The sequence below is a fragment of the Streptomyces sp. SID13666 genome (genome assembly GCF_010548325.1).
Classification (GTDB): domain Bacteria; phylum Actinomycetota; class Actinomycetes; order Streptomycetales; family Streptomycetaceae; genus Actinacidiphila; species Actinacidiphila fildesensis.
Genome location: NZ_JAAGLX010000035.1, coordinates 62593 through 86917 on the forward strand (window position 1 = coordinate 62593; position 24325 = coordinate 86917).

Below are 24325 nucleotides of genomic sequence, written 5' to 3' on the forward strand. Positions count from 1 at the left end.
CGCGGCTGCGGGGTGACGACCCCGCGGCTCAGTCGTCGATCGCCCGGTACGCCGAGGTCCAGAAGTCCTGGAAGACAGCGGGAGGAGTGGTGGAGTCCATGTGGCGCTGGGTCAGCAGAATGCCGACCAGGTCCTCCCCCGGGTCCGTGTAGGCGGAGGTGCCCGTGCCGCCGTTCCACCCGAACCGGCCCGGGGTCGTCGCCAGATCGAAGCGCCGGACGGAGACGGAGACACCGAAACCCCAGCCCTCGTCGGGACCGAGGAAGCTGCGGGTTCCGGGCCGCTGCTCCGGTGCCAAGTGGTTGCTGGTCATGAGTTCGACCGAGGGCCGGGACAGCACCCGTCCACCGCCGTGCCGCCCCCGGTCCAGCATCATCCGGCAGAAGGCCACGTAGTCGTCGGCCGTCGAGACGAGCCCGCCACCACCGGACGGGAACGCCACCGGGCGGCCCCAGCGGCTGTCGGCGGGATCGTCCTGGAGCACGAGTTCGCCGGTTCCGGGACGGGCCCGGTAACTCGGCGGCAGCCGGTCCAGCTTCTCCGCCGGCACCTGGAACGAGGTGTCCCGCATGCCGAGCGGATCGAGGATCCGGTCACTGAGGAAGGACGCGAACGACTGATCGGCGGCGCGCGCGATCAGCACCCCCAGCACTTCGGAACCCGTGTGGTACATCCACCGCTCGCCCGGCTGATGGACCAGCGGCAGTGCGCCGAGCCGTTTCATCCACTCGTCGGGACCGATTGCCGGCGGGTTCGGACTGGGGGAGAGGCCGGCCTCGTCCATCGCCCGCTGGATCGGGTGGGTCCCCCGGGGCGCCAGCACCGCTCCGATCCCCAGCCGGAACGTCAGCAGATCCCGCAGGGTGATCGGCCGGCGTGCCGGAACGGTGTCGTCGAGCGGCCCTTCGAGCCGCTGGAGCACCCTGCGGTCGGCGAGTTCCGGCAGCAGCCGGTCCACCGGCTCGTCCAGCCGCAGCTTGCACTCCTCCACCAGGATCATCGCGGCGGCCGCGGTGATGGGTTTGGTCAGCGACGCGATCCGGAAGATCGTGTCGCGGCGCATCGGGACGGTGCCACCGGCCGCCATCGTGCCGAGCGCCTCGACCCGGGTCTCACCGCGCCGGTGCACCAGCGTCACGAGTCCGGGTACGTCACCGCGTTCGACGTAGCCGGACATGACGTCGCGCATCCGGTCGAGCCGTTCCTGAGACAGTCCGCTGCCGCTCAAGGAATGTTCCCTTCGTCAGCCGGTGGATGAGCACCGGCGGTGGTCGACTCCGGTCACAGGACGGGTGCGCGTCACTGCTGCTGTGCGTGGGTGCGTTGTGAGGTTGGGTGCGCGTCAGGCCTTTCCCGAGGCGTCGTCCAGCGCCTTGGACACGATGGCCTTCGCCTCCTCCTGCACCTTGGCGAGGTGTTCAGGACCGTGGAAGGACTCCGCGTAGATCTTGTACACGTCCTCGGTGCCGGACGGCCGGGCGGCGAACCAGGCGTTGTCGGAGGAGACCTTGAGTCCGCCCAGCGACGCGCCGTTGCCGGGCGCCGCGGTGAGGACAGACGTGACCGGCTCACCGGCCAGTTCGCCCGCCGGGACCTGCTCGGGGGAGAGCGAGGCGAGGACGGCCTTCTGCTCACGCGTCGCCGGCGCGTCGATCCGGGCGTAGGCGGGCTCGCCGAAGCGCGCGGTGAGGTCGGCGTAGTGCTGCGACGGGCTGCGGCCGGTGACCGCGATGATCTCCGCCGCGAGCAGCGCGAGCAGGATGCCGTCCTTGTCGGTGGTCCACACCGATCCGTCGCGGCGCAGGAAGGACGCGCCGGCGGACTCCTCGCCGCCGAAGCCCAACGAGCCGTCCAGCAGCCCGTCCACGAACCACTTGAAGCCGACCGGTACCTCCACCAGCTTCCGGCCGAGGCCCGCCGCCACCTTGTCGATCATCGACGAGGAGACCAGGGTCTTGCCGATTCCGGCGTCCGACGGCCACTGCCCGCGGTGCTCGTACAGGTACGAGATGGCGACGGCGAGGTAGTGGTTGGGGTTCATCAGGCCGGCGTCCGGGGTCACGATGCCGTGCCGGTCGGCGTCCGCGTCATTGCCGGTGGACACCTGGAAGTCGTCGCGCCGCCGGATGAGCGAGGCCATGGCGTACGGCGACGAGCAGTCCATCCGGATCCTGCCGTCCCAGTCCAGCGTCATGAAGCGCCATGTCGGGTCGGAGTCCGGATTGACGACCGTCAGATCCAGCCCGTGGCGCTCGGCGATCCGGCCCCAGTACGCGACCGACGCGCCGCCGAGCGGGTCCGCGCCGATCCGCACGCCGGCCGCCCGGACGGCCTCCAGGTCCACCACGGCGGGCAGGTCGTCGGTGTAGTGCGTGAGGAAGTCGTAGCGGCCCGTGGTGCCGGCGGCGAGCGCGCGGGCGTAGGGGATCCGCCGGACGTCCTTGAGGCCGCCCGCGATGAGTTCGTTCGCCCGGTCCTGGATCCAGGACGTGGCCTCCGAGCCGGCGGGACCGCCGTTCGGCGGGTTGTACTTGAAGCCGCCGTCGGCCGGCGGATTGTGCGAGGGCGTGACGACCACCCCGTCCGCCAACCCCGAGGTGCGGCCGCGGTTGTGGACCAGGACGGCGTGCGAGACCGCCGGGGTGGGGGTGTACCCGTCCGCGCTGTCGATCAGCACCGTGACGTCGTTGGCGGCGAACACCTCGAGCGCGGTGGCCCGCGCCGGCTCGGACAGCGCGTGCGTGTCCGCCCCCAGGAAGAGCGGCCCGTCGGTCCCCTGGCCTGACCGGTACTCACTGATCGCCTGGCTGGTGGCCGCGATGTGGTCCTCGTTGAACGCGACCGCCAGCGACGAACCACGGTGGCCCGAGGTCCCGAACGCGACCCGCTGGCCCACCTCGCCGGGGTCGGGTCGGAGCGTGTAGTACGCGGTCACCAGCCGGGCCACGTCGACCAGGTCGGCGGGCTGTGCGGGCTGTCCGGCGCGCTCGTGCGGCATCTGGCTCTCTCCTCCGGGTGCGGGTCCGCCCCGCCACCGTGGGCCTGTGCCCGTGGTGGCAGGCGTTCCGCGTCGTTCGGCATTGTTCCCATTCTCCGTGCCCGGCGCGAGAGGGCGCACTCCACGGGCCACCGGACCATTGCCGTGTCGCGGGACAAGCCGCCCGCGGCCGCCTGCCGGCGGACCCCGTGACGTTTGCCGCCTGACGATCCGGTACAGAAGAGGGCTACGAGGCCTGCGCCGATCGCCGCATCCCGGGCCGGCCCCGCTGATGCCGGAGCGGAGCGGGCCGGGACGGCAACGCCCAGGACACCGGGTGATCAGCGGAGAGGTGGGACACGGTGAAGGTCGGGCTGTTAACGCGCGAATATCCGCCGGACGTGTACGGCGGAGCCGGGGTGCACGCCGAGTTCCTCGCGCGGGAACTGCGCGGCCTCGTCGATCTCACCGTCCACAGCTGGAGCGTCGCCACCGGACCTGGTGATGAGGTCGCGGACAAGGCCTCGGGCCTCGTGCGGCACCGGGCGGCCGCCGGACTGGACGGGGCCAACAACGCGCTCCGGACGCTGTCGGTGGACCTCTCCATCGCGGCCGCCGTGACGGACATCGACCTCGCCCACTCGCACACCTGGTACGCCAACATGGCGGGCCACCTCGCCAAACTGCTCCACGGCATCCCGCATGTGATGACCGCCCACTCCCTGGAGCCGCTGCGCCCCTGGAAGGCGGAGCAACTGGGCGGCGGCTACGCGGTCTCCAGCTGGGCCGAGCGCACCGCCGCCGAGGCGGCGGACGCGGTGATCGCGGTGTCCCACGGCATGCGCGCCGACGTGCTCGCCTGCTATCCGCGGGTGGATCCCGGCCGGGTCCACGTGGTGCACAACGGCATCGACACCGCCCTGTACCGGCCCGACCCCCGGGTCGACGTCCTGGAGCGCCTCGGCATCGACCCGGCCCGGCCGTTCGTCCTGTTCGTCGGCCGGATCACCCGGCAGAAGGGCGTACCGCACCTGGTGCGCGCGGCGCGCGAGTTCGCCCCCGGCACCCAGGTCGTGCTGTGCGCGGGATCGCCCGACACCCCGGAGCTGGACGCGGAGTTCCGCTCCCTGGTCACCGAGCTGCGGGAGCGGCGCGGCGATGTCGTGTGGATCCCGCAGATGCTGCCCCGCCCCGACGTGGTCCAACTCCTCACCCACGCGGCGGTGTTCGTCTGCCCGTCGGTCTACGAACCGCTCGGCATCGTCAACCTGGAGGCCATGGCCTGCGGTACGGCGGTGGTCGCCTCTGCCGTCGGCGGTATCCCGGAGGTGGTCGAGCACGGCCGTACAGGGCTGCTGGTGCCGTACGAGGAGGCCGATCCGCGCGGCTTCGAGGCCGCGCTGGCGGCCGCCGTCAACGAGGTCGTCGGCGACGGCGGCCGGGCGCGGGCGATGGGGGAGGCGGGGCGGCAGCGGGCCGTGACGGAATTCGGCTGGGACGCGGTGGCACGCAGGACCGTGGAGGTCTACGAGTCGGTACTGGAGTGACCGGCTGCCAGCGGGCAGCCGGAGACGAAGGGGGTCAGGGTGAGCGGACGACCGAACGTGCTGGGCATCGTCCTCGCAGGGGGCGAAGGCAAGCGGCTGATGCCGCTGACCGCGGACCGGGCCAAGCCCGCGGTGCCATTCGGCGGGGTCTACCGGCTGGTGGACTTCGTCCTGTCGAACCTGGTGAATGGCGGAATCCACCGCATCTGCGTGCTCACGCAGTACAAATCGCACTCCCTGGACCGGCATGTGTCGACCACCTGGCGGATGACCGGTCTGCTGGGCGACTACGTCACACCCGTCCCGGCACAGCAGCGCCTCGGCCCCCGCTGGTACCTCGGCAGCGCCGACGCCATCTACCAGTCGCTCAACCTCGTGCACGACGAGCAGCCCGACTACATCGTGGTCTTCGGCGCCGACCACGTCTACCGCATGGACCCGCGGCAGATGCTCGACCGGCACATCGACGCCGGCGCGGGCGTGACGGTCGCCGGCATCCGCGTGCCGCGTGAGCAGGCCTCCGCGTTCGGCATCATCACCACGGCGGACCGCAGCTCACGCATCGACGGCTTCCTGGAGAAGCCCGCCGATCCGCCCGGCCTCGCGGACGACCCGGACCGCGTCTTCGCCTCGATGGGCAACTACATCTTCTCCACCAAGGTCCTCATCGACGCGCTCCAGCACGACGCCGAGGACGAGAACTCCGTGCACGACATGGGCGGCAGCATCCTCCCGCTGCTCACCGAGCGCGGCCAGGCGCAGGTCTACGACTTCGACGACAACGAAGTGCCGGGTGAGACGGACCGGGACCACGGTTACTGGCGTGACGTGGGAACACTCGACGCCTACTACGAAGCACACATGGACCTCATATCGATCCGACCGGTCTTCAACCTGTACAACCGGCAGTGGCCCATCTTCACCAACCAGGCCCAGCGGCCACCGGCGAAGTTCGTCGCCGGCGGGATCGCGGGCGAGTCGATGGTCAGCACGGGCTGCATCATCAGCGGCCAGGTCACCGGATCCGTGCTGGCTCCCGGCGTCATCGTTGAGCAGGGCGCCGTCGTCCAGGAGTCCGTCCTGCTGGAGGGCGTACGCGTCGGCCGCGGCGCCGTCGTCCGCCGCGCGATCCTCGACAAGAACGTCGTCGTCCCCGCCGGAGCCACCATCGGCGTGAACCCCGAACACGACGCCCGGCACTTCACCGTCTCCGCCGGCGGGATAGTGGCCCTGGGCAAGGGCCAGCGGGTGCCCTGACGAGGTGCGCGGACCCTGCCGGCCGGCTGCGGAGACAGCTCGACCCGGCCAGCAGGGGGGGAGAGCTGGCCGGGCCGGGACTGCGAGGTAAGGGGGGCCTCTGAACACTTGGCTGCCCCGGTCCGCCGGGACCAAACCTCTTGGCTTGATGTGACCTGCGTCACGCCGGAATCGGGGCGGTTGCCGTGCTGTTGGGACGAGCGAACGCCTATGTGTGTCCTGGGACTTGAGGAGAGGTACCGGGCCATGGCAGTCAGGTCGTCAGCTTCTCCCGGCGTCGGGCTCAGAGGGTGATGACGACCTTGCCGCGAGTGTGCCCATCCTCCAGATACCGCATGGCGTCGGGGACCCCGCTCAGCGGGTACGTCCTGCCGATGACCGGAGTGAGCTTGCCGGCCTCCAAGAGCTCCGCCAGGTACCGCAGGTCCTTCTCGCGCTGCACGGACATGAGCCCGCGCAGCTTCTGGCGCAGAAACGGGGACAGCAGCATCGCCCGGAGCTGGCGGTCCGTGCCCTGCAGCCATCGCCCGCCGCCCTCGGCTCCGACGACGACGAGCGTTCCCGCAGGAGTGAGAGCGCGCCGGAGCAGCGACAGGGGGCGGTTCCCCGCGGTGTCGAGGACGAGGTCGTAGTGCCGCGTGCCGTCCGCGAAGTCGTCCTGCGTGTAGTCGATGACGTCGTCAGCTCCGAGGGAGCGGACGAGGTCGACCTTGGTCGTGCTGCACACACCCGTGACGTGTGCTCCGAACGCCTTCGCCAGCTGTACCGAGAACGTCCCCACGCCCCCACCGGCGCCGATGACCAGGACCTTCTGGCCCGGCTGGAGCTGCCCCTGGTCGCGAAGGGCCTGCAGGGCGGCGACTCCGGAGCCGGGTACGGCCGCGGCCTGTTCCGCGCTGAGGTTCGCCGGCTTGGACGTGATGCGGTCCTGCCGGGCGCACGCGTACTCGGCGAAGGAGCCGTCGCAGGTGCCGAAGACCTCGTCGCCCGGCTGGAACCGGGTCACGTTCCCACCGACCTCCTCGACGATCCCCGCCACGTCGATGCCGCGGACGCGGGCCCTGGGTCTGCGCAGTCCGAAACCGAAGAGCCGGATCAGGTACGGCCTGCCGGTCATGACGTGCCAGTCCCCGATGCCGGCACTCGCGGCGAGCACGCGCAGCCGGACCTCCTCGTCGCCGACCACGGGCGGGTCGATGTCCCTGAGTTCCAGGACATCGGCCGACCCATAGGTGTCCTGGACAACAGCCTTCATGGTGTGTCTCCTTCGTCGTCCGGATCGTTGTCCGGGTACTGGAACACTTCGCCGAGCGGCACTTTGAAGGCACGTGCGATCTGGAACGCCATCTCGAGTGAGGGCGAGTAGCGGCCCTGCTCGATCGCGATGACGGTCTGCCGGGTGACGCCGATGCGGTCCGCCAGGTCCGCCTGGGTCATCTCGGCGTTCACGAACCGCAGGCGCCGGATGTCGTTGGTGACCTTGGTCGGCTTTCCCACGGCTAGAACCCCCGGCGGTAGGTGACGAGCTTCACCGCGGTTCCGCAGAGCGCGGAGAGCACGAACGCCAGGTAGATCGCATTGGCGATCCAGAAGTAGTCGATCTCCGCCATTGCCAGGCCGAGCGGGACGATCACGCTCACCGCGAGCACCATTCCGCCGACGTACTCGCCGTGCCGGTGGATCTCCTTGTCCCGTTGGTCGGTCCTGCCGGCCTCCTTGGGCCGGGCGGCGGCGATCACGATGTGACCCACGATCGATGCGGCTGTCGCGGCACTGATGGCCAGGATCATCGGCATGACGTAGGCGACCGAGGTGAGCGGGACGCCCTGCGCCCTGCCGAGGATGACCACCAGGTAGCCCGCGTAGCCGCCGATCGCGACCAGGGCGTAGACCCAGGCGTTCTTCTCGTCGTATGACATGGCATGAATGTATGGCAGAGCTGACACGATGTCTATAATTCTTTACATCGCATCGCAGCGGGTGCTCCCGCCGCCACTGCGGTACGTGCTGAGTGTCAGGCCTGCGGGCGTCCCGCCTTGCGCTGCCATCGGGTGAGGGCGAAGCCGGTCAGGAGGGAGCTGACGAGGCCGATGCCCACGCCGCCGGCGACGACGGTGCCGACGCCGATGCCGTCATGGCCCACGTTTTCGTCGGCCGCCGCCTCGCTGGTCCGGTCGGCGACCGAGTCGTAGCTCGCCGACGGGTCCTCGCAGAACGACCGGTTCCCGGGATCCATCTCGGGCACGACCGTCAACGTCATGGCGGCCGCGGCCTGGCTGCCCGCCCCGGCCTTCAACTCCACGGTGTAGGGGCCGGGTTCGATGTCGCAGGGCACCATGGCCATGGTCTTCGCGTACAACTGGCCGCCCTTGCCGTCATGGAACCGCTCCTTCGCGACGCCGACCGGTTTGACGAAGGCGCGGGACTCAAGGGTGAACGTCCCCTTGCCGTGACTCAGGTCCGCCTCGTCGGCGGCGACGGTGAACGTGACCTCCCGGCCGCGCTGGCGGCTGGAGGTCGGATCGACGGAGAGCGACATGCCGGAGTCCGCGAGGGCGTACGGTGCAGCGGTCAGGAGCAGTGTCGCGCTGAGCAGGGTCGTGGCGGTCGCGCGGGCGAAGGGCATGGGTGATGGCCTCGGTCTTCAGGGAGTACTGCCGAGTAGGACGGACCCCGGGTCCCGATGGTTGTCCCGCCACGCCGACCGATCCGTCGCGGCCCGCCGCGGTGTTCGGCGCTGCGGGAGGGGTGGTCTGGTCACTCTGCTTATTGTAGCGTCGGCGTAGCGTGGATTCGTGGGGTTCGTGGGCTGCGGTCGGGGAGGCTGAAGCACGTGAAGTTGTCGGTGTCGCTGGGCTATTGGCAGGACCGGCCGCCGGAGGAGGCGCTGCTCACGGCGGCCGCCGCCGAGCGGAACGGATACGAGGAGCTGTGGCTCGGTGAGATGGCCACCTATGACGTGTTCGCCCTCGCCACCGCCGTCGGGCTGCGGACCGGGAGTATTCCGCTGACCGTCGGCCCGCTCGCCGTGGCCGTACGGGACCCGATGACGATCGCGCGCGGGGCCGCCTCGGTGGCGGCCCTCACCGGGCGGCGGGTGGACGTGGCGATCGGCAGTTCCAGCCCGGTCGTCGTCGAGCAGTGGCACGGCCGTTCGCACCGGCGCAGCGGGGTGGCGCTGCGGGAGTCGGCGACGGCGCTGCGACAGCTGCTGGACGGGGAGCGGACCACCTCGGAGGGGGAGGTCGTGCGCACCAGCGGCTACCGGCTGCGGCTGCCTGCCCCCAAGTCACAGCTGACGGTGGCCGCCTTCGGCCCCGCGGCGGTCCGCACGGCGGCCGCGTTCGCCGACCGGATGGTGCTGAACCTCCTGACTCCGGCGTCGGCGGCGAAGCTGGTCGGACGGATGCGGGAGGAGGCCGAGGCGCTGGGACGTCCGTCGCCGCGGGTGGCCGCCTGGGTGACAGCCGCCGTCGATCCGTCCCCGGAGGCGGTGGAGCAACTGCGGCGCGGGGTGGTCGGCTATCTCGCGGCGCCCGGCTACGCCGAGATGTTCATCGAGGCGGGCTTCGGTGACGTCGTGGAGTTCGCGCGGTCACGGCCGCATCCGCGGGAGCTGCTCGCGGCGGTGCCGGCCGAACTGACCGCGGCGGTCGGGCTGGTCGGCGATCTGGGAGCGGTACGGGCCAGGCTCGCGGAGTACGCGGCGGCAGGGGTGGACGAGGTCGCGGTCGTCGCGTCGAGCACGGACGCCGACCCGGGAGGCGAGCGGACGCTCGCCCTGTTGCGGGACCGGTAGACCAGCACACGGGTACACCGGCGCACGGGTGGACGGGTGGACGGGCGCACGGGTGGACGGGCGCACGGTGGAGGGGAGAGACATCATGGGGGCACGGAAGCTGCATCCGGCCGAACGGGTCGCCGAGTACACCCGGGCGGGCTGGTGGGACGGCGAGACCACGGACTCGCTGCTGCGTGAACGTGTACGTACGCATCCCGGCCGGCTCGCACTGGTCGACCCGCTGAACAAGGCGGACCTGGTGGGCATGCCGGTCCGCAGGCTGAGCTGGGCCGAACTCGACGCGGACGTGGACCGGTTCGTGGCCGTACTGCTGCGGCACGGCGTCGGCCAGGGCGATGTCGTGGGGGTGCAACTGCCCAACATCGTCGAGCTGGTGTGCGTCTATCTTGCCTGCTGGCGGATCGGCGTGATCGTCTCCCCGCTGCCGGTGCAGTACCGCGAGCACGAGACGGTGCAGCTGGGCGGGCTGGCGGAGTTCACGGCGTTCATCACGGCGGTGCGGGTCGGCGAGCGGGAGATCGCCGCGGAGGTCGACGCTCTGCGCGACCGGCTGCCACAGCTGCGGCTGTTGTTCGCGTACGGAGCGTCCAACGCAGCCGACGCGGCCAGTCATCACGTACCACCCGGGGCGATATCGCTCGACGCCGAACTGCGGTCACCGTACGACCCGGCCGACGTCGCGGCGTACACCCGCGAGCACCCCGTCGATCCCAACGACTGCGTCACCATCTGCTGGACCTCGGGCACCGAGAGCACCCCGAAGGGTGTCCCGCGCTGCCACAACGACTGGCTGGCCATCGCCTGGACGTGTCTGGAAGCGCCGAGGATGACCGCGGACGACGTGTTGCTGAATCCCTTCCCGATGGTCAACATGGCGGGTTTCGCCGGGCTGTTCCTGCCGTGGCTCCGGATCGGGTGCGTCCTCGTCCAGCACCACCCCTTCGATCTGCCGGTGTTCCTCCGGCAGATCGCCGAGGAGCACGTCACCTACACCGTCGCGCCGCCGGCGCTGCTGACCATGCTGCTCGCCAGGGACGAACTCCTCGCGAGCACCGACATCTCCTCGCTCACCCGGATCGGCTCCGGCTCGGCGCCGCTCTCCCCGGCGATGGTGCGCGGCTGGCAGGAGCGGTACGGGATCGGCGTCATCAACTTCTTCGGGTCGAACGAGGGCACGGGGATGCTCACCGACCCGTACGACGTGCCGGATCCGGAGGAGCGGGCGCGCTTCTTCCCCCGGTACGGGGTGCCCGGCGTCGAGTGGTCCACCCGTGGCGCCTCCTGGACGAAGGTGCGGATCGTCGATGCCGCTACCGGTGAGGACATCGAGGAGCCGGGCCGGCCGGGGGAGTTGCGGATCAAGAGCCCGCAGGTCTTCGCGGGCTATCTGGGCGGCACGGACCTGCCGAGCCCCTTCGACGACCAGGGCTATCTCAAGACGGGTGACCTCTTCGAGATCGCGGGCGACCGCGGGCAGTTCCTGAAGTACGTCGACCGGGCGAAGGACGTGGTGATCCGCGGCGGGATGAACATCGCCCCCGCGGAGCTGGAACAGCTCCTCGCCGGGCATCCGGCGGTGGCCGAGGTCGCGGTTGTCGGCTATCCCGACGAGGTGCTGGGCGAGAAGGCCTGCGCCGTGGTCGTCGCCCGGTCGCCGCTCGTGCTGGACGACCTGGTCGGCTATCTCAAGGAGCGGCACATCGCCTCGTACAAACTGCCCGAGCGGCTGGAGCTGCGCGATGCACTGCCGCGCAACCCCGTCGGCAAGGTGCTCAAACGGGTGTTGCGCGACAGCCTCTGACCGGCGGCGGACGCCGGCCGGCAGTTTGTCCGCCGCCGCGCTACGGGACGCGTTCCAGCAGAACCGCCACGCCGAGGCCGGCGGCGCCGCTGACCGCGGCGACGCCGTACCGGCCCGCCCGGCGCTCCAGTTCCTCGACGCAGCCGCCGATCATGACGGCTCCGGTGGCGCCGAAGGCGTGCCCCATGGCGATGGTCCCGCCGTTGGGGTTGAGCCGGTCGGGGCCCGCGTCGAGATCGCGGCGGAACCGCAGGCAGAGCGCGGCGAACGCCTCGGCGAACTCGAAGACGTCGATGTCGGCGGGGCGCAGGCCCGCCTTGGCGATGACCCGCTCCACGGCGGTCTGCCCGGCCGTCAGCATGATCACCGGGTCGGTGGCGGCGGTGGCGGAGGCGACGATGCGGGCGCGGGGGCGCCGTCCGGAGTCCGCGCCGCCCAGCAGGAGCAGGGCGGCGCCGTCGGCGAGGGCCGGTGACGTGCCGACGGTGTGCAGGTGCTCGATCCGGCGGGCCTCGGGGTGGGCGGCCAGTGCGAGGGCGTCCTGTCCCTCCGCCCCGAGCACCGCGAACGCGGGTTCCAGCGCGGCCAGGGACTCCGGCGTGGTGGCCGGGCGGATCAGTTCGTCGTGCTTCAGGCCGCCGGTCGGGACGACGCTCGCGTCGAAGTGCCCGGCCTCCCACGCGGCGGCGGCTTTGCGCTGGGTCTCCAGCCCGTAGGCGTCGAGTTCGGCGCGGGTCCAGCCGTCGAGGGTCGCGTTGAGGTCGGCGGCGATGCCCATGTGGACCGAGCCCACCCGCCGGATGGTGTCGGGGTCGCAGAACAGCGGGCCGCGGTCGCTGAACATCGGGACCCGGGAGGTGCTCTCCACCCCGCCGGCCACCGCGGTCCGCAGATCGCCGGCCCGGATCCGGGCGGCGGTCTGGGCGACTGCGTCGATACCCGAGGCGCAGAAGCGGTTGACGGTGCCGCCGGGAACGCCGTCGCCCCAGCCGGCGAGCAGCGTCGCGGTTCTGGCGAGGTTCGCGCCCTGTTCGTCCACCTGGGACGCGGTGCCGATGACGACGTCCTCGACCAGCGCGGGATCCAGCCCCCGGTCGGTGAGGGCGTGTTGCAGGCCCACGGTGAGCTCGACGGGGCTGATGCCGTGCAGCGCGCCGCGCGGGGAGCCCTTGCCCCGTGGGGTGCGTACGTAGTCGAGCACGTAGACGTCGTCCATCGCGGTCCCTTCTCCGAGTGACTCTGTTAGTTGTAGCATCGCATCGGAGGTGACGGATGAACACATGGGTGCTGGGCGGTCATCAGACGGATTTCGCCCGCAACTGGGCGCGGGCCGGGCTGGAGTTCTCCGATCTGGTGCGGGAGGTGGTCGACGGGACACTGGCGGACGCGGAAGTGGAGCCCGAGGACATCGGCGTCATCCACGTCGGCAACGCCTTCGGCCAGCTCTTCACCGGCCAGGGCCAGCTCGGCGGGATGCCGGCGACCGTGGAGGACCGGCTGTGGGGTGTGCCCGCCTCGCGCCATGAGGCGGCCTGCGCCTCCGGCGGGATCGCGGTGCTCTCCGCCATGGCCGATCTGGAGTCGGGCCGCTACGACTGCGCGCTCGTCATCGGCGTGGAGTTGGAGAAGACGGTGCCCGGCGACGAGGCGGCCCGCCACCTGGGCGCGGCGGCCTGGACCGGGCACGAGGGCCAGGACGCGACCTTCATGTGGCCGTACATGTTCTCCGCGCTCGCCGACGAGTACGCGGCGCGGTACGGCCTGGACGACGCCCATCTGCGGGCGATCGCCGAGCTCAACTACCGCAACGGGCGCGCCAACCCCAAGGCGCAGACCCGCGACTGGAAGCTCACCGAGGCGAGCTTCACCGCCGACGACCACGCCAATCCCGTCATCGAGGGCCGGGTGCGCCGCCAGGAGTGCAGCCAGATGACCGACGGCGGCGCGGGCGTCGTCCTGGTCTCGGACCGCTGGCTCGCGGACCACGCGCCCGCCGGGCGGCGCGCGCGGAAGCCCGCCAGAATCGCGGGATGGGGACACCGCACGGCCGGACTGCCGCTGCGACAGAAGACCGACCGCAGCGCGGGGGAGCCGTACGTCCTCCCGCATGTGCGCCGGACGGTGCTCGACGCCTTCGGCCGGGCCGGAATCGGTGGCATCGACCAGGTCGACGGGCTGGAGACGCACGACTGCTTCGCCATGTCCGAGTACATGGCGATCGACCACTGCGGCATCACCGCGCCCGGACAGAGCTGGCAGGCCGTCGAGAACGGCGACCTCGAGATCGGCGGCCGCATTCCGGTCAACCCGAGCGGCGGACTGATCGGCGGCGGCCACCCGGTGGGCGCCACCGGCGTTCGGATGCTGCTCGACGCGACCCTTCAGGTCACCGGCCGGGCCGGCGGTTACCAGGTCGACGGAGCACGACGCTTCGCCACACTCAACATCGGCGGGAGCACGACCACCACGGTCTGCTTCGTCGTGGAAGGGGAGGAAACCCATGGACGTTGAGATCGTCGGGCGCGCCCTGTCGACGCTGCCGGAGGACGACGACCACCCGTACCGCACCGGACCCTGGCGGCCCCAGACGACCGAGTGGCGGGCGGACGATCTGGAGGTGACCGGTGAGATCCCGGCCGACCTCGAAGGCGTCTATCTGCGCAACACCGAGAACCCCGTGCACCCCGCGATCTCGCTGTACCACCCCTTCGACGGCGACGGCATGATCCATGTGGTGGGCTTCCGGGACGGAAAGGCCTTCTACCGCAACCGCTTCGTGCGCACCGACGGCTTCGCGGCCGAACAGGAGGCAGGGAAGGCGCTGTGGGCGGGCATCGCCGAGCGGCCCGCGCTGTCGCTGCGCGCCGACGGCTGGGGTGCGCGCACCCGGATGAAGGACGCCTCCAGCACCGACATCGTCGTCCACGCCGGCCAGGCCCTGAGCAGTTTCTGGCAGTGCGGGGACCTCTACCGGCTGGACCCGCTCACCCTGGAGACCATCGGCAAGTCGCCCTGGGCACCGGACTGGGGCGTCTCCGCGCACACCAAGGTCGACGAGCGGACGGGCGAACTGCTCTTCTTCAGCTACGCCACCGAGGCGCCCTATCTGCGCTACGGGGTGGTCGGCCCGGACAACCGCCTCAAGCACCTCACCGACGTCCCGCTGCCCGGCCCTCGCCTGCCGCACGACATGGCGTTCACCGAGAACTACGCGATCCTCAACGACTTCCCGCTGTTCTGGGACCCGGCCCTGATCGCCCAGGGCAAGTACGCCTCCCGCTTCCACCGCGACCTGCCGAGCCGCTTCGGGGTCGTCCCCCGGTACGGCACCGAGGTCCGCTGGTTCGAGGCCGACCCGACGTACGTCCTGCACTTCGCCAACGCCTACGAGGACGGCGACGAGATCGTCATCGACGGCTTCCACCAGGGCTGCCCCGAACCGGCCGACCCCCGCGGGGAGGGCGTCTACCAGCGGATGTTCCGGTTCCTGGCGCTGGAGCGGATGGAGACCCGGCTGCACCGCTGGCGGCTCAACCTGGTGACGGGGCAGGTGAAGGAGGAGCGGCTCAGCGAGCGGTTCACCGAGTTCGGGATGATCAACCCGAACCTCGGCGGACAGCCGTACCGCTACACGTACGCCGCCACCCAGCGCCCCGGCTGGTTCCTCTTCGACGGCATCGTCAAGCACGATCTGCACACCGGGAGCGAGGAGCGGTACGCGCTGCCCGAGGGCGTGTACGGCAGCGAGACGGCGATGGCCCCGCGCCCCGGCGCGACCGCGGAGGACGACGGCTACCTTGTTACGCTGACGACGGACGTGAACGCCGATCGTTCCGAGTGCCTCGTCTTCGACGCGGCGCGCCTCACCGACGGGCCGATCGCCCGGGTGCGGCTGCCGGAACGGATCTCCAGCGGAACGCACTCGACGTGGGCGGCCGGCTCCGCGCTGCCGGGCTGGCACGACGGGAAGAGCATGCTGTAACGCGAACGCGGAAGGAGCCGAGTGGACGACGCCGCACCGACCGAGCTGCCGCCCGGCGGGCAGAACGCGATCGCGGTGGCACTCGGCCTGCTGGGCGACGAGTGGACGCTGCTGATCCTCCGCTACGCGCTGCAGGGCGTCCGCCGGTACCAGGACTGGCACGACCGGCTGCCGATCTCCAACGCGGTGCTGAGCGCCCGGCTCGCCCGGCTGACCGACATGGGGCTGCTGGTGCGCGATGCGTACCAGCAGCGGCCGGTCCGTTACGCGTACCAGCTGACGCCGCGCGGGCGGGAGATCTGGCCGGTGCTGGTCTCCATCTGGGGCTGGGAGTACCGCTGGGTCGACGCCCACAGCGAGCGGCTGCCGTGGATGCGGCACCGCGGCTGCGGGCAGCACATGGAACCCGTCATGGTGTGCGGCGGCTGCGAGCAGCCGGTGCGTCCGCGCGACGTGAGCAGCGTTCTCGGCCCGAGCGGGGCCGCCGGACGCTCCATCCCGTCGGGCGCCACCCGGCGGCGCAGCGCCGCGGGCGCGGAGGGCGGTGCCGGGCTGTTCCCCGAGACGATGTCCCTGATCGGCAACCGCTGGTCGGTCGGGCTGCTCGGCGCGGCGTTCCTCGGCGCGCACCGCTTCGGCGAGTTCCAGCAGCGGCTCGGCGCCCCGCCGGCGATGATCGCCGACCGGCTGCGGACCTTCTGCGCGCTGGGCGTGCTGGAGGCCCTGCCGGGCGAACCGGGCCGCGGCTCGTACCGGCTCACCGCGAAGGGCCGCGCCTTCTTCCCCGTCGTGATGACCCTGATCGACTGGGGCCAGCATTGGTTCCTGGCCCCCGAGGGACCGGCCCTGCTCTCCACCCACCTGGGCTGCGGCGCGGACTTCGCGCCGCGGCTGCTGTGCGACGGATGCCGTCAGGTGCTGTGCGACAGCGACGTACAGGTCATCGGCGAGGAACCGGCCGCGGCCGTCCCGGCCCGGGCCAGGTGACGGGTCAGGTCCTCATGCGTCGCTCGACCCCGGCCGGTCACAGGCTTCGGCCGTTCCGGGAGAAGTGCTGGTAGTCGGGGTTGTCCCAGCGGCCGCCCCACTGCCAGCCGATGGCCTGCATGGCGCTGTGCACGACATCGCCCGGCCGGATCATCCCCGGTACGGACCGGTCGCGGTTCAGGAACTCCGCCGCGTCGCTGGGGTGGACCTGGCCGTTGACGTCGACATAGGGGTTCTCGACGGTGTTGATGTCGATGGCGTCGCCGTAGGAGTGCTGCGACTCCGTCCCCGGATCCCCGGTGACCTGGCGGCAGTTGAAGGCCGAGGTGTTGTCGGCCCGCATCGCGGCCTCGTCGTCGCCGTGGAAGTCGGCCATCACCTGCATCCGCGCGATGGGGAAACGCGCCGCGAACACCTTGGTGAAGACGGCCACCACGGGATCGACGACGTTCTTGTGGACGATCAGTTCGCCGGCATGCACCGTCCCGTCGTAACCCCAGTAGTTCATCCGGATCAGCCGCAGGTCGTCCGGTCCCACCGGGCAGCCGGCGCGGTAGGTGTCGACCAGCTTCTCCATGGGGACGGCCTCGACGGTGGCGTCGAGGGACGGTTCCGGCGCGGCGGACGCGGTCGCCTGGGGCCAGCCGCCGAGAAGCGCGGCGGTCAGTGCCAGCGCCCCGAGGCGGTGGGCCGTGCTTCGAGAAGGTCGCATGGGAGGAGGGGTACCAGGGAGGCCGGTGGTCAATCGGCTGCGGTGGCCGGGTCGCCCGTGCGGCGCACCTCACCCGGCCGCGGTGACCCGAACGGCCCAGTGCGGAGCCGGTCGGGCCGGGGCCGGGGCCGTTCCGCGGCTGCCTCAGTGGCTGCCGCGGAATCTGGTGGCGGGCGCCAGAACCATCACCGCGGCAGCCGACACGATGAGGACCGCGGCGGCGATCCGTCCGGTGGTGTCGAAGGCGTCCGTGAACGCGGTCCTGGCGGCTTCCGTGAGCGCGGTGCCCTCCGGCCCGCCGAGTTGTCCGGCGGCCACGACCGCCTCGCCCAGCGAGTCCTTGGCGGTCTCCGCCACGCTCTCCGGGACACCGGCCGGGACCACGAGATTGCCGTGGTGGAAAACCGTGGCCAGGCTTCCGAGGAAGGCGATGCCGAGCACGTTGCCCAGCTCGAAGCCGGTCTCCTCGATCGCCGCCGCGCCGCCCGCTCGGTCGGCGGGAGCCGATCCCATCAGCAGTCAGCCGCCGCTCTGCGTCCGGTGCCGCGTGACCGGTGCGCGGGTCCGTTCGATCCGCGCACCGGTGAGTCCCGCTTGGCCCACTCCAGCGGGTGCGTGGGCTGCGGTCGCGCCTAGCGTGGCGGTATGGAAGCCGAGCACGGTGCGCAGGGTAGGGCGCGTTCTCTTTCTGAGGGGTGGAGGGCGTTCAAGCGGTCGCCGTTTCTTCCTGCTGTGGTGCTGGTCTTCATCGTGGCGGCGGCGGCCGGGCTCTTCGCCGGGTCTTATTGCTATGCGATGGCCAACCCGACTCCGCACCGGATTCCCACGGCGGTGACGGGGAACTCCGACAAGGGCGAGGCGTTCGTGGCCGGCATGGAGAAGGCGCTCGGCGCCTCGCTCGTCGTACGGCGTTATGCGACCTACGACCAGGCGGTCGGGGCCATCGAAGACCAGAAGGCCTTCGCGATCATCGAGCTCCGACCTGCGGAGGTGCGGCTCGACACGTCCGGTGCGGCCGGTGCGTCGGTCTCCCGGCTGCTGACGGCCGCCGCGCCGAAGGTCGGTGCCGTGCTGGGGACCCCGGTGACGGTGCGGGACATCAGACCGCTGCAGTCCACCGACCCGCAGGGGCTCGCGCTGTTCTACATCTCGCTGGCCGCCGTCATCATCGGCTTCGTCGGGGCGATCCAGCTGAGTGTGCACGCCAGGGCGCTCAACGCGGGGGAGCGGATCGCGTTCACCGCCCTGTACTCGGCCCTCGGCGGATTCGTCATCTGCGCGGTGGTGGACTGGCTGCTGGGCGTGCTGGACCTGCCGTTCGCGCAGTCCTGGCTGATCCTGGCACTGACGATGTTCACCTCGGGCATGGTCTTCACCATGTTCAACACGCTCGTCGGGCGGTGGGCGATGATCCCGACCTGGGGCCTGATGGTGCTGCTCGGCAACCCGTCGTCGGGCGGCGCGGTGTCCTGGCCGCTGCTGCCGTCCCCGCTGGGGCACATCGGCCGGTGGCTGCCGCCGGGCGCCTCGGTGAACGCCCAGCACAACGCCATCTACTTCGCGGGGCACCAGTTCGTCTTCCCGTACCTGGTGCTCATCGCCTGGAGCACGGTGGCCGTGACGGTCTTCACCGTCTGGCGGAACCGCCATTCGGGCGGCCGGGAGCACAACCCCCTGCACGCCACCGCGCCGGCCGCCACCTAGCGGTTCCCGGACTCCCGCGGGCCCGTCAGGGCAGTCGCGCCGGGGGTGGTCGTTGATCCACTTGCCGTGCGGGGCGTGCGGGTGTGACCTGGAGGGAGACAGCGGAAGGAGTTCCGTCATGGCCGCTTCCACAACCGTGCCGGTACGGCACCAGGGCTCGCTCGGGGTGGCACTGCCCGTGACGCTGGGCGTGATCTACGGCGTCTGGGCGGCCTTCATCGCGCGCGGGGGCGAGGGGCTCACCGCCGGTGACATCGGGCTCGGTGTGGTGGCCGGTCTCGCGTTGGCCGTGCTGTGCTTCCTGCTCGGCAGAACGCAGAAGGCGCTGCCGCGCGAGCTGCGTGCCGCCGCCTACGGGACGCTGACCGGCTGCTCGGTCGGGTTCCTGCACAGCCTGACCGACGAGAGCATCCTCAGGTGCGTCGGCATGGGCATCTTCTTCGGGGCGGCGGCCGCGGCTGCCTCGTACTACATCTTCTACACGCACGAGCCCTGACCGCTGTCGGTTCCGGGTCCGGTCCCGGCGTCGCGTACGCGGCGCGCGACCTGGACCCGGTTCTCAGGCGCGCAGATACGCCGGGTCGGTGACCACATCGGAGAGATAGAGCGTGACGATCCGCTTGGCCGAGGCGAGCATCGCGGGATCGCCGAGGGGGTCGGTCCTGAAGGCCAGTCGCAGGACGGCGTCGGCGGCCGTCACCCCGGCCCGGCCTCGTCCTGCGAGCACCGGCACAAAACATGAACGCGTGTCGCGTTCGTATTCTTAGGGGACGGCCCGGGCCGGCGTCAAGGGCTGTGCGCGGGGCGCCGCGCGGCGGAACGGCGTCGCGGCGGGATCGAGTTGGTGGCAGGGCGATGCATCGGCGTATGGCCGGTTCTCAACCTTGCGGGCAACGATCGATGTTTTGCGTCAAGTCATGGACTTGCTGCGGCTCGGCTCGTAGGGTCGGAGATGTCTGGACCAGACGTGCGTGTCATCAGCCCGAGCGAGCGCGCACAGCGCACCGCGTTCCGGGCATGCGCCGCCTGATCGTCCGTCATCCGGGTGGGGGCCCGGCGGCGGACCGGTGTGGGCCGTGCCTCGGTGAGGTACGGCCCACACCCGGTATGTCAGACGGGCCTGCGCCCGGCAGCCGGAGTCTCGCCGGAGCCGCGGACGATGAAACGGGTCAGCAGGATCACCGAACGCGGCGCCGAGCGGTCGCCGTCGATCCGCGAGAAGAGCAGGTTCGCCGCGGTGCTGCCGAGTGCCACCGGGTCCTGGCTCACCACCGTCAGCGGCGGGCTCAGCCGCTCGGCGAGCGGGAAGTCGTCGAAGCCGACGATCGCGATCCGGTCGAACAGACCGCCCTCGGCCTGGCCGAGACCGTCCATGACACCGATGGTGATGAGGTCGTTGCTGGTGAACAGCGCGGTCGGCGGGTGGCGCAGGGCGCGCAACTCCGCCAGCGCCGCGGCCGCGTCGGGCTGGGAGCGCAGTTCGTGCCGCACCAGTTCGGGATCCTCCGTCACCCCCCGGGCCGCCAGGGCCTCCTGATAACCCGCGTAGCGCTCGCGCTGGGTCCAGATGCCGAACCGGTCACCGAGATAGGCGATCCGGGTGTGCCCGTGGTCCAGCAGATGGGTGACGGCCCGGTTCGCCCCGGCGCGGTTGTCGACGGTGACGGTGTCGACCGCCAGTCCCTTGGCGGGCCGGTCGACACAGACGACCCGGGTGCCGCCCTCCATGGGCTGCTTGAGGAACCCGTGACTGCCGATGGTCGGCACGAGGATCAGCCCGTCGACCTGCCGGGCGCAGAACGCCGCGACGACCTCCTGCTCCCGGCGCGGCTCGTCGTTGGTGCTGCCGACCAGGACCAGATAGCCGCGCCGGTGCGCCTCGTCCTCCACGGACCGCGCCATCAGGGCGTAGAACGGGTTCGCCAGATCGTCCACCACCAGACCGATGGTGGACGTCCCCAGGTTCTTCGACCGCAGGTTCCGCGCGTTGTCGTTGCGCTGGTACCCCAGCTTCCGCACCGCCTGCTCGACTCGGGCCGTGGTGTCCGGGGACACGGCCGACTCGCCGGATATGACACGGGAGACCGTCATCGGACTGACTCCCGCGGCGCGGGCCACGTCCTTCATCGTCGGGCGCTTCACGGGCCTCCTCATCGACGGGTTCCGGTGCGGTGCCGGAATCCGACGCGTGGTTGATGGCCGGCGGGACCCTCCGCACTCCCCGCGTGCGGTCCGGGCACCGGCGGCGCCAACGTTACCCACCCATGCCGCCGGGACCGGGGGCGGGACCGGGTGAACCCCCAGGTCCCGCCCCCGGCCCGGGAATCAGCAGGCGGACTTGTAGAAGTACTTGGTGATGGCGGGATCGGTCATGTTCTCCTTGGTGATGGCGACCATGGGAGTTCCGATCTGCGCGGTCACCTTCTTGCCCTGGATCGCGGCCAGCGCCTGATCGACGCCCTGGGTGCCGATGCCGCCCGGGTCCTGCGCGACCAGGACGTCCAGGGTGCCGTTCTTGAGCGCGGTGATCTCGTCGGGTTCCGCGTCGAACGCGGCGACCTTGACCTTGCCCTGCTTTCCGGCGGCCTGCAGCCCGGTGGACACGCCCTGGGCGGTGTTGGTGTTGCCCGCGAAGACGCCGCCGAGGTCGGGGTGCGCGGCGAGGGTCGCCTGGATCTGCGACGCGGCCGTGGCCGGCAGGTCGTTGTCGTACAGCACCGGAAGCAGCGTGATCCCGGTGTGGTTGCTCTGCATCTCCTCGGTGAAGCCCTTGATCCGGGCATCGGTGGTGGAGACCCCGGGCTTGACACTGATCACGATGGCCGAGCCCTTGTCGCCCATCAGCTGCGCGAGGGCCTTCGCCGCGGCCTTGCCGCCGGCCTCGTTGTCGGAGGAGATCCGCGAGACGCCCACCGAGGCCTCGGTGACCGAGGTGTCGACGAGTACGACCTTGGTGCCCGCGCCCTGGATCTGCTGGAGCGAGGGGGTCAGCGCGGTGCTGTCCACCGGGGATATCAGCAGGCCGTCCGGGTGGGTGGCGGCGACCGAGTCGATGATCGGCCGCTGCACCGCGACGTCCCACTGGGCCGAGCCGTTGGTCTTGAGGTCCACGCCGACCTTCGCGGCCTCGGCCTGGGCGGCGCACGCCATCGTGATGTAGAAGGGGTCGCTCTTGACTCCGGTGATCAGCTGGATGGTCTTCTTCCCGGAGCCGGATGACCCGTTGTCGTCGCTGCTGCAGCCGGCGGTGGTGGCCAACACGGCCAGCACCGCGCAGCATCCGGCGAACTTCGTGGCTCTGTGCATGGCGGAGATCCTTCTGTGAGGGTGCGGCCCGAGGGGGAGCAGTGGAGCAGGGGAGGGGGAGTGCGCGGGGACCGCGGTCAGCCGCGGTCGCGGCTGCGCCTGCGGAACTGGTCGAGGTAGACGGCGAGGACCAGGACCACGCCGATGGCGACGTCCTGCCAGTACTGCTGGACGCCGATGATGATCAGGCCGGTGGTCAGGACCGCCGGGATGAAGACACCGATCACCGTGCCGAGCACCGAACCGCGCCCGCCGAAGAGACTGGCGCCGCCGAGCACGACCGCGGTGATGACCTTGAGGTTGTCGGTGGAGTGGCCGGCGATGGACGTGGTGCCGAAGTAGGCCAGCCACATCACGCTGCCGAGCCCGGCCAGCAGTCCGGCCAGGGCGTAGACCAGGACGAGATGCCGGTCCACCGCGATGCCGACCCGGCGCGCGCCCTCCGCGTTGGAGCCGATCGCGTACGTGTAGCGGCCGAACCGGGTGTAGGCGAGCACCAGGCCGAACAGGACCGTGGTGCCGAACGCGATGACCACCAGCCAGGGGATCTGCCCGAAGAGCTTGCCGAACCCGATGCTGTGCTGCAGCTTGCCCGACACGGCCCCGGTCAGGTCCTGCCCGCCGGTGATGATCTGGGCGAGCCCCAGGGCCGCGCCGAAGCCGCCGAGGGTGACGATCAGCGGCGGCACCTTGGCCTTGGCCACCAACAGCCCCTGGACCGCGCCCCACACCAGCCCGGTGGCCAGGGCTATCAGCGCGGCGACCGTGATGGTGCCCCAGCCCGACTCGGCGCCGCCGTGGTGCACGGTGTATTCGCCGGACAGCACGGCGGCCAGCACGAGGACCGATCCGACCGACAGATCGATCCCGGCCACGATGATGACGAAGGTCATGCCGACGCCGAGCACCAGGTAGATGGCGGCGTTGGTGGCTATCTGGGTGATGTCGTACTGGGTGAGGAAGGTGCCCGGCGCGGCGATGGTGAAGAAGGCGACCAGGAGGACCAGGACGCCGAACGTCCAGGCCTCGTTGACCGCCGCGATGCGCTTCGCCCAACCCGGCACGGTGAACCGCGGCCTCGGGGGCACGGGCGAGCCTTCCTCCGCGGGCACGGGCGAGCCGTCCCCGGCCGGTATCGGGGACCCGGTGGGCGCCGGCTCCCCGGCTCCCGTCTTCTCCAACCGCGGCTTTCCTGTATCCGTCATGTCCTGTCCCGCCGTCTCCGACTTCACGCTGCGCCACCGTTCGACGCCGGGTCCAGTGCCCCGGTCATGGCGCCGACCAGCTCCTCGACCGACGACTGCGCGGCGGTGAACCGCGCCACCCGGCGGCCCAGCCGCAGCACCTCGACGCGGTCGGCGACCGACAGCACCTCGGGCATGTTGTGGCTGATCAGGACGACGGCGATACCGCGGTCCCGGACCCGCCTGATGGTGTCGAGCACCCGCCCCCGCTGCACCACACCGAGTGCGGCGGTGGGTTCGTCCATGAAGATGATCCGATTGGCGAAGGCGACCGCCCTGGCCACCGCGACCGACTGGCGCTGACCGCCCGACAGGGACGCCACGGGGACGCCGACATCCTGCAGATCGACCCCGAGTTCGGCGAAGGCCGCGACGGCCGACCGGCGCATCGCCGCCCGGTCGAGCACATGGAGCCGTCCGAGCAGACCGCCGCGGAACAGCTCCCGGCCCAGATGCAGATTGGCCGCCGCGTCCAGGTCCGGGGCGAGCGCCAGGTCCTGGTACACGGTCTCGATGCCGTACCGCCGGGCGTCCAGCGGGCTGGTCAGCCGCACCGGCGCGCCGTCCACCAGGATCTGCCCGCCGTCCGGTCTGATGGTGCCGGACAAGGTCTTGACCAGAGTGCTCTTCCCGGCGCCGTTGTCGCCGATGAGTGCGACGACTTCGCCGGGCCACGCGGTGAAATCAGCGCCCTGGAGAGCCTGGACATGACCGAAGTGCTTGGTCACCCCCCGCGCCTCCAGGAGTGGTTCTGTCATCGAGAAGCCTCCCGGGGCCTTGGTAACGTTCTCAGCGATTCCCGGATTGTGGGGGTGGCCTGATGTCGTGTCAATACTCCGCGCACAGGTGCGTTTTAGCCGCCCAGGTCCGGACAATCTCGCGATTCGCGGCGCAGTGAGCACTCTTGACAGGGAATCAGGGACACGTCAAGAATCCTGTTTCGATTGATAACGTTCACATGCACTTCGAGCATCCTCCGTGCCTTCAGGACGCTGGCCCCGCGGCG

The 24325-nt window shown here is 70.9% G+C and carries 23 protein-coding genes; 9 read left to right on the top strand and 14 right to left on the bottom strand.

The window, feature by feature from the left end:
- Nucleotides 1–28: 28 nt before the first annotated feature.
- Both G3I60_RS32505 and pgm read right to left on the bottom strand, forming a co-directional pair.
- Nucleotides 29–1228 carry a serine hydrolase gene (locus G3I60_RS32505; protein ID WP_239070517.1) on the bottom strand — a complete coding sequence of 400 codons (1200 nt, stop codon included), beginning with the start codon at nt 1226–1228 and terminating at the stop codon, nt 29–31.
- Nucleotides 1229–1342: 114 nt separating this feature from the next.
- Nucleotides 1343–2998 carry a phosphoglucomutase (alpha-D-glucose-1,6-bisphosphate-dependent) gene (pgm, locus tag G3I60_RS32510; protein WP_164292777.1) on the bottom strand — a complete coding sequence of 552 codons (1656 nt, stop codon included), beginning with the start codon at nt 2996–2998 and terminating at the stop codon, nt 1343–1345.
- Between the two features lie 341 nt (nt 2999–3339).
- On the opposite strand from pgm, the gene glgA reads away from it, so the two are divergent.
- Nucleotides 3340–4524: a glycogen synthase gene (gene glgA / locus G3I60_RS32515; RefSeq protein WP_164292776.1), complete on the top strand. Its 1185-nt coding sequence runs from the start codon at nt 3340–3342 to the stop codon at nt 4522–4524.
- A gap of 39 nt (nt 4525–4563) precedes the next feature.
- Entirely contained in the window at nt 4564–5781 is a 1218-nt protein-coding gene (gene glgC / locus G3I60_RS32520) for a glucose-1-phosphate adenylyltransferase (RefSeq protein WP_164292775.1), read from the top strand.
- Between the two features lie 283 nt (nt 5782–6064).
- Here the strand turns inward: glgC and G3I60_RS32525 are convergent, their stop codons facing one another.
- From G3I60_RS32525 to G3I60_RS32540, 4 genes are all read right to left on the bottom strand, one after another.
- Nucleotides 6065–7036: an NAD(P)-dependent alcohol dehydrogenase gene (locus G3I60_RS32525; protein WP_164292774.1), complete on the bottom strand. Its 972-nt coding sequence runs from the start codon at nt 7034–7036 to the stop codon at nt 6065–6067.
- Nucleotides 7033–7278 (bottom strand): helix-turn-helix transcriptional regulator, encoded by a 246-nt coding sequence (locus G3I60_RS32530; protein WP_244808981.1) that lies wholly within the window; start codon nt 7276–7278, stop codon nt 7033–7035. The genes G3I60_RS32525 and G3I60_RS32530 overlap by 4 nt, the downstream gene beginning before the upstream one ends.
- Before the next feature lie 2 nt (nt 7279–7280).
- Nucleotides 7281–7700, bottom strand: a complete 420-nt coding sequence (locus G3I60_RS32535; RefSeq protein ID WP_164292773.1) for a hypothetical protein — start codon at nt 7698–7700, stop codon at nt 7281–7283.
- 95 nt (nt 7701–7795) lie between these two features.
- Complete coding sequence (locus G3I60_RS32540; RefSeq protein WP_164292772.1) at nt 7796–8407, bottom strand: hypothetical protein; 612 nt, start codon at nt 8405–8407, stop codon at nt 7796–7798.
- Nucleotides 8408–8614: 207 nt separating this feature from the next.
- Here G3I60_RS32540 and G3I60_RS32545 point away from each other — a divergent pair, with 207 nt between their 5' ends.
- Nucleotides 8615–9580, top strand: a complete 966-nt coding sequence (locus G3I60_RS32545; protein ID WP_164292771.1) for an LLM class F420-dependent oxidoreductase — start codon at nt 8615–8617, stop codon at nt 9578–9580.
- Nucleotides 9581–9665: 85 nt separating this feature from the next.
- On the top strand, nt 9666–11384 hold the full coding sequence (locus G3I60_RS32550) for a class I adenylate-forming enzyme family protein (RefSeq protein WP_164292770.1): 1719 nt from the start codon (nt 9666–9668) through the stop codon (nt 11382–11384).
- A gap of 40 nt (nt 11385–11424) precedes the next feature.
- Here G3I60_RS32550 and G3I60_RS32555 read toward each other — a convergent pair whose 3' ends face one another.
- On the bottom strand, nt 11425–12600 hold the full coding sequence (locus G3I60_RS32555) for an acetyl-CoA C-acyltransferase (protein ID WP_164292769.1): 1176 nt from the start codon (nt 12598–12600) through the stop codon (nt 11425–11427).
- 56 nt (nt 12601–12656) lie between these two features.
- On the opposite strand from G3I60_RS32555, the gene G3I60_RS32560 reads away from it, so the two are divergent.
- The 3 genes from G3I60_RS32560 to G3I60_RS32570 are packed head-to-tail and all read left to right on the top strand — an operon-like array spanning nt 12657 to nt 16353.
- Nucleotides 12657–13895: an acetyl-CoA acetyltransferase gene (locus tag G3I60_RS32560; RefSeq protein ID WP_164292768.1), complete on the top strand. Its 1239-nt coding sequence runs from the start codon at nt 12657–12659 to the stop codon at nt 13893–13895.
- On the top strand, nt 13885–15366 hold the full coding sequence (locus G3I60_RS32565) for a carotenoid oxygenase family protein (protein ID WP_164292767.1): 1482 nt from the start codon (nt 13885–13887) through the stop codon (nt 15364–15366). The genes G3I60_RS32560 and G3I60_RS32565 overlap by 11 nt, the downstream gene beginning before the upstream one ends.
- Nucleotides 15367–15387: 21 nt before the next feature.
- The gene (locus G3I60_RS32570) at nt 15388–16353 is read left to right on the top strand and encodes a helix-turn-helix domain-containing protein (protein WP_164292766.1); all 966 of its coding nucleotides are present in this window, start codon (nt 15388–15390) and stop codon (nt 16351–16353) included.
- Nucleotides 16354–16390: 37 nt separating this feature from the next.
- Here G3I60_RS32570 and G3I60_RS32575 read toward each other — a convergent pair whose 3' ends face one another.
- Nucleotides 16391–17065 (bottom strand): M15 family metallopeptidase, encoded by a 675-nt coding sequence (locus tag G3I60_RS32575; protein ID WP_164292765.1) that lies wholly within the window; start codon nt 17063–17065, stop codon nt 16391–16393.
- A 144-nt stretch (nt 17066–17209) separates the two neighbouring features.
- Entirely contained in the window at nt 17210–17578 is a 369-nt protein-coding gene (locus G3I60_RS32580) for a hypothetical protein (protein WP_164292764.1), read from the bottom strand.
- Between the two features lie 132 nt (nt 17579–17710).
- Here G3I60_RS32580 and G3I60_RS32585 point away from each other — a divergent pair, with 132 nt between their 5' ends.
- Nucleotides 17711–18769, top strand: coding sequence for an ABC transporter permease (locus G3I60_RS32585; RefSeq protein WP_164292763.1), 1059 nt, complete (start codon nt 17711–17713; stop codon nt 18767–18769).
- A 118-nt stretch (nt 18770–18887) separates the two neighbouring features.
- Complete coding sequence (locus tag G3I60_RS32590; protein ID WP_203674447.1) at nt 18888–19265, top strand: hypothetical protein; 378 nt, start codon at nt 18888–18890, stop codon at nt 19263–19265.
- A 63-nt stretch (nt 19266–19328) separates the two neighbouring features.
- Here the strand turns inward: G3I60_RS32590 and G3I60_RS32595 are convergent, their stop codons facing one another.
- The 5 genes from G3I60_RS32595 to G3I60_RS32615 form a co-directional block, all read right to left on the bottom strand.
- Nucleotides 19329–19496: a hypothetical protein gene (locus tag G3I60_RS32595; RefSeq protein ID WP_164292762.1), complete on the bottom strand. Its 168-nt coding sequence runs from the start codon at nt 19494–19496 to the stop codon at nt 19329–19331.
- A gap of 383 nt (nt 19497–19879) precedes the next feature.
- Complete coding sequence (locus tag G3I60_RS32600) at nt 19880–20911, bottom strand: LacI family DNA-binding transcriptional regulator (RefSeq protein ID WP_244808979.1); 1032 nt, start codon at nt 20909–20911, stop codon at nt 19880–19882.
- Between the two features lie 183 nt (nt 20912–21094).
- On the bottom strand, nt 21095–22075 hold the full coding sequence (locus G3I60_RS32605; RefSeq protein ID WP_138353442.1) for an ABC transporter substrate-binding protein: 981 nt from the start codon (nt 22073–22075) through the stop codon (nt 21095–21097).
- 77 nt (nt 22076–22152) lie between these two features.
- Nucleotides 22153–23163, bottom strand: coding sequence for an ABC transporter permease (locus G3I60_RS32610; protein ID WP_343240799.1), 1011 nt, complete (start codon nt 23161–23163; stop codon nt 22153–22155).
- Nucleotides 23164–23303: 140 nt separating this feature from the next.
- Nucleotides 23304–24077 carry an ATP-binding cassette domain-containing protein gene (locus G3I60_RS32615; protein ID WP_164292761.1) on the bottom strand — a complete coding sequence of 258 codons (774 nt, stop codon included), beginning with the start codon at nt 24075–24077 and terminating at the stop codon, nt 23304–23306.
- Between the last annotated feature and the right edge of the window lie 248 nt (nt 24078–24325).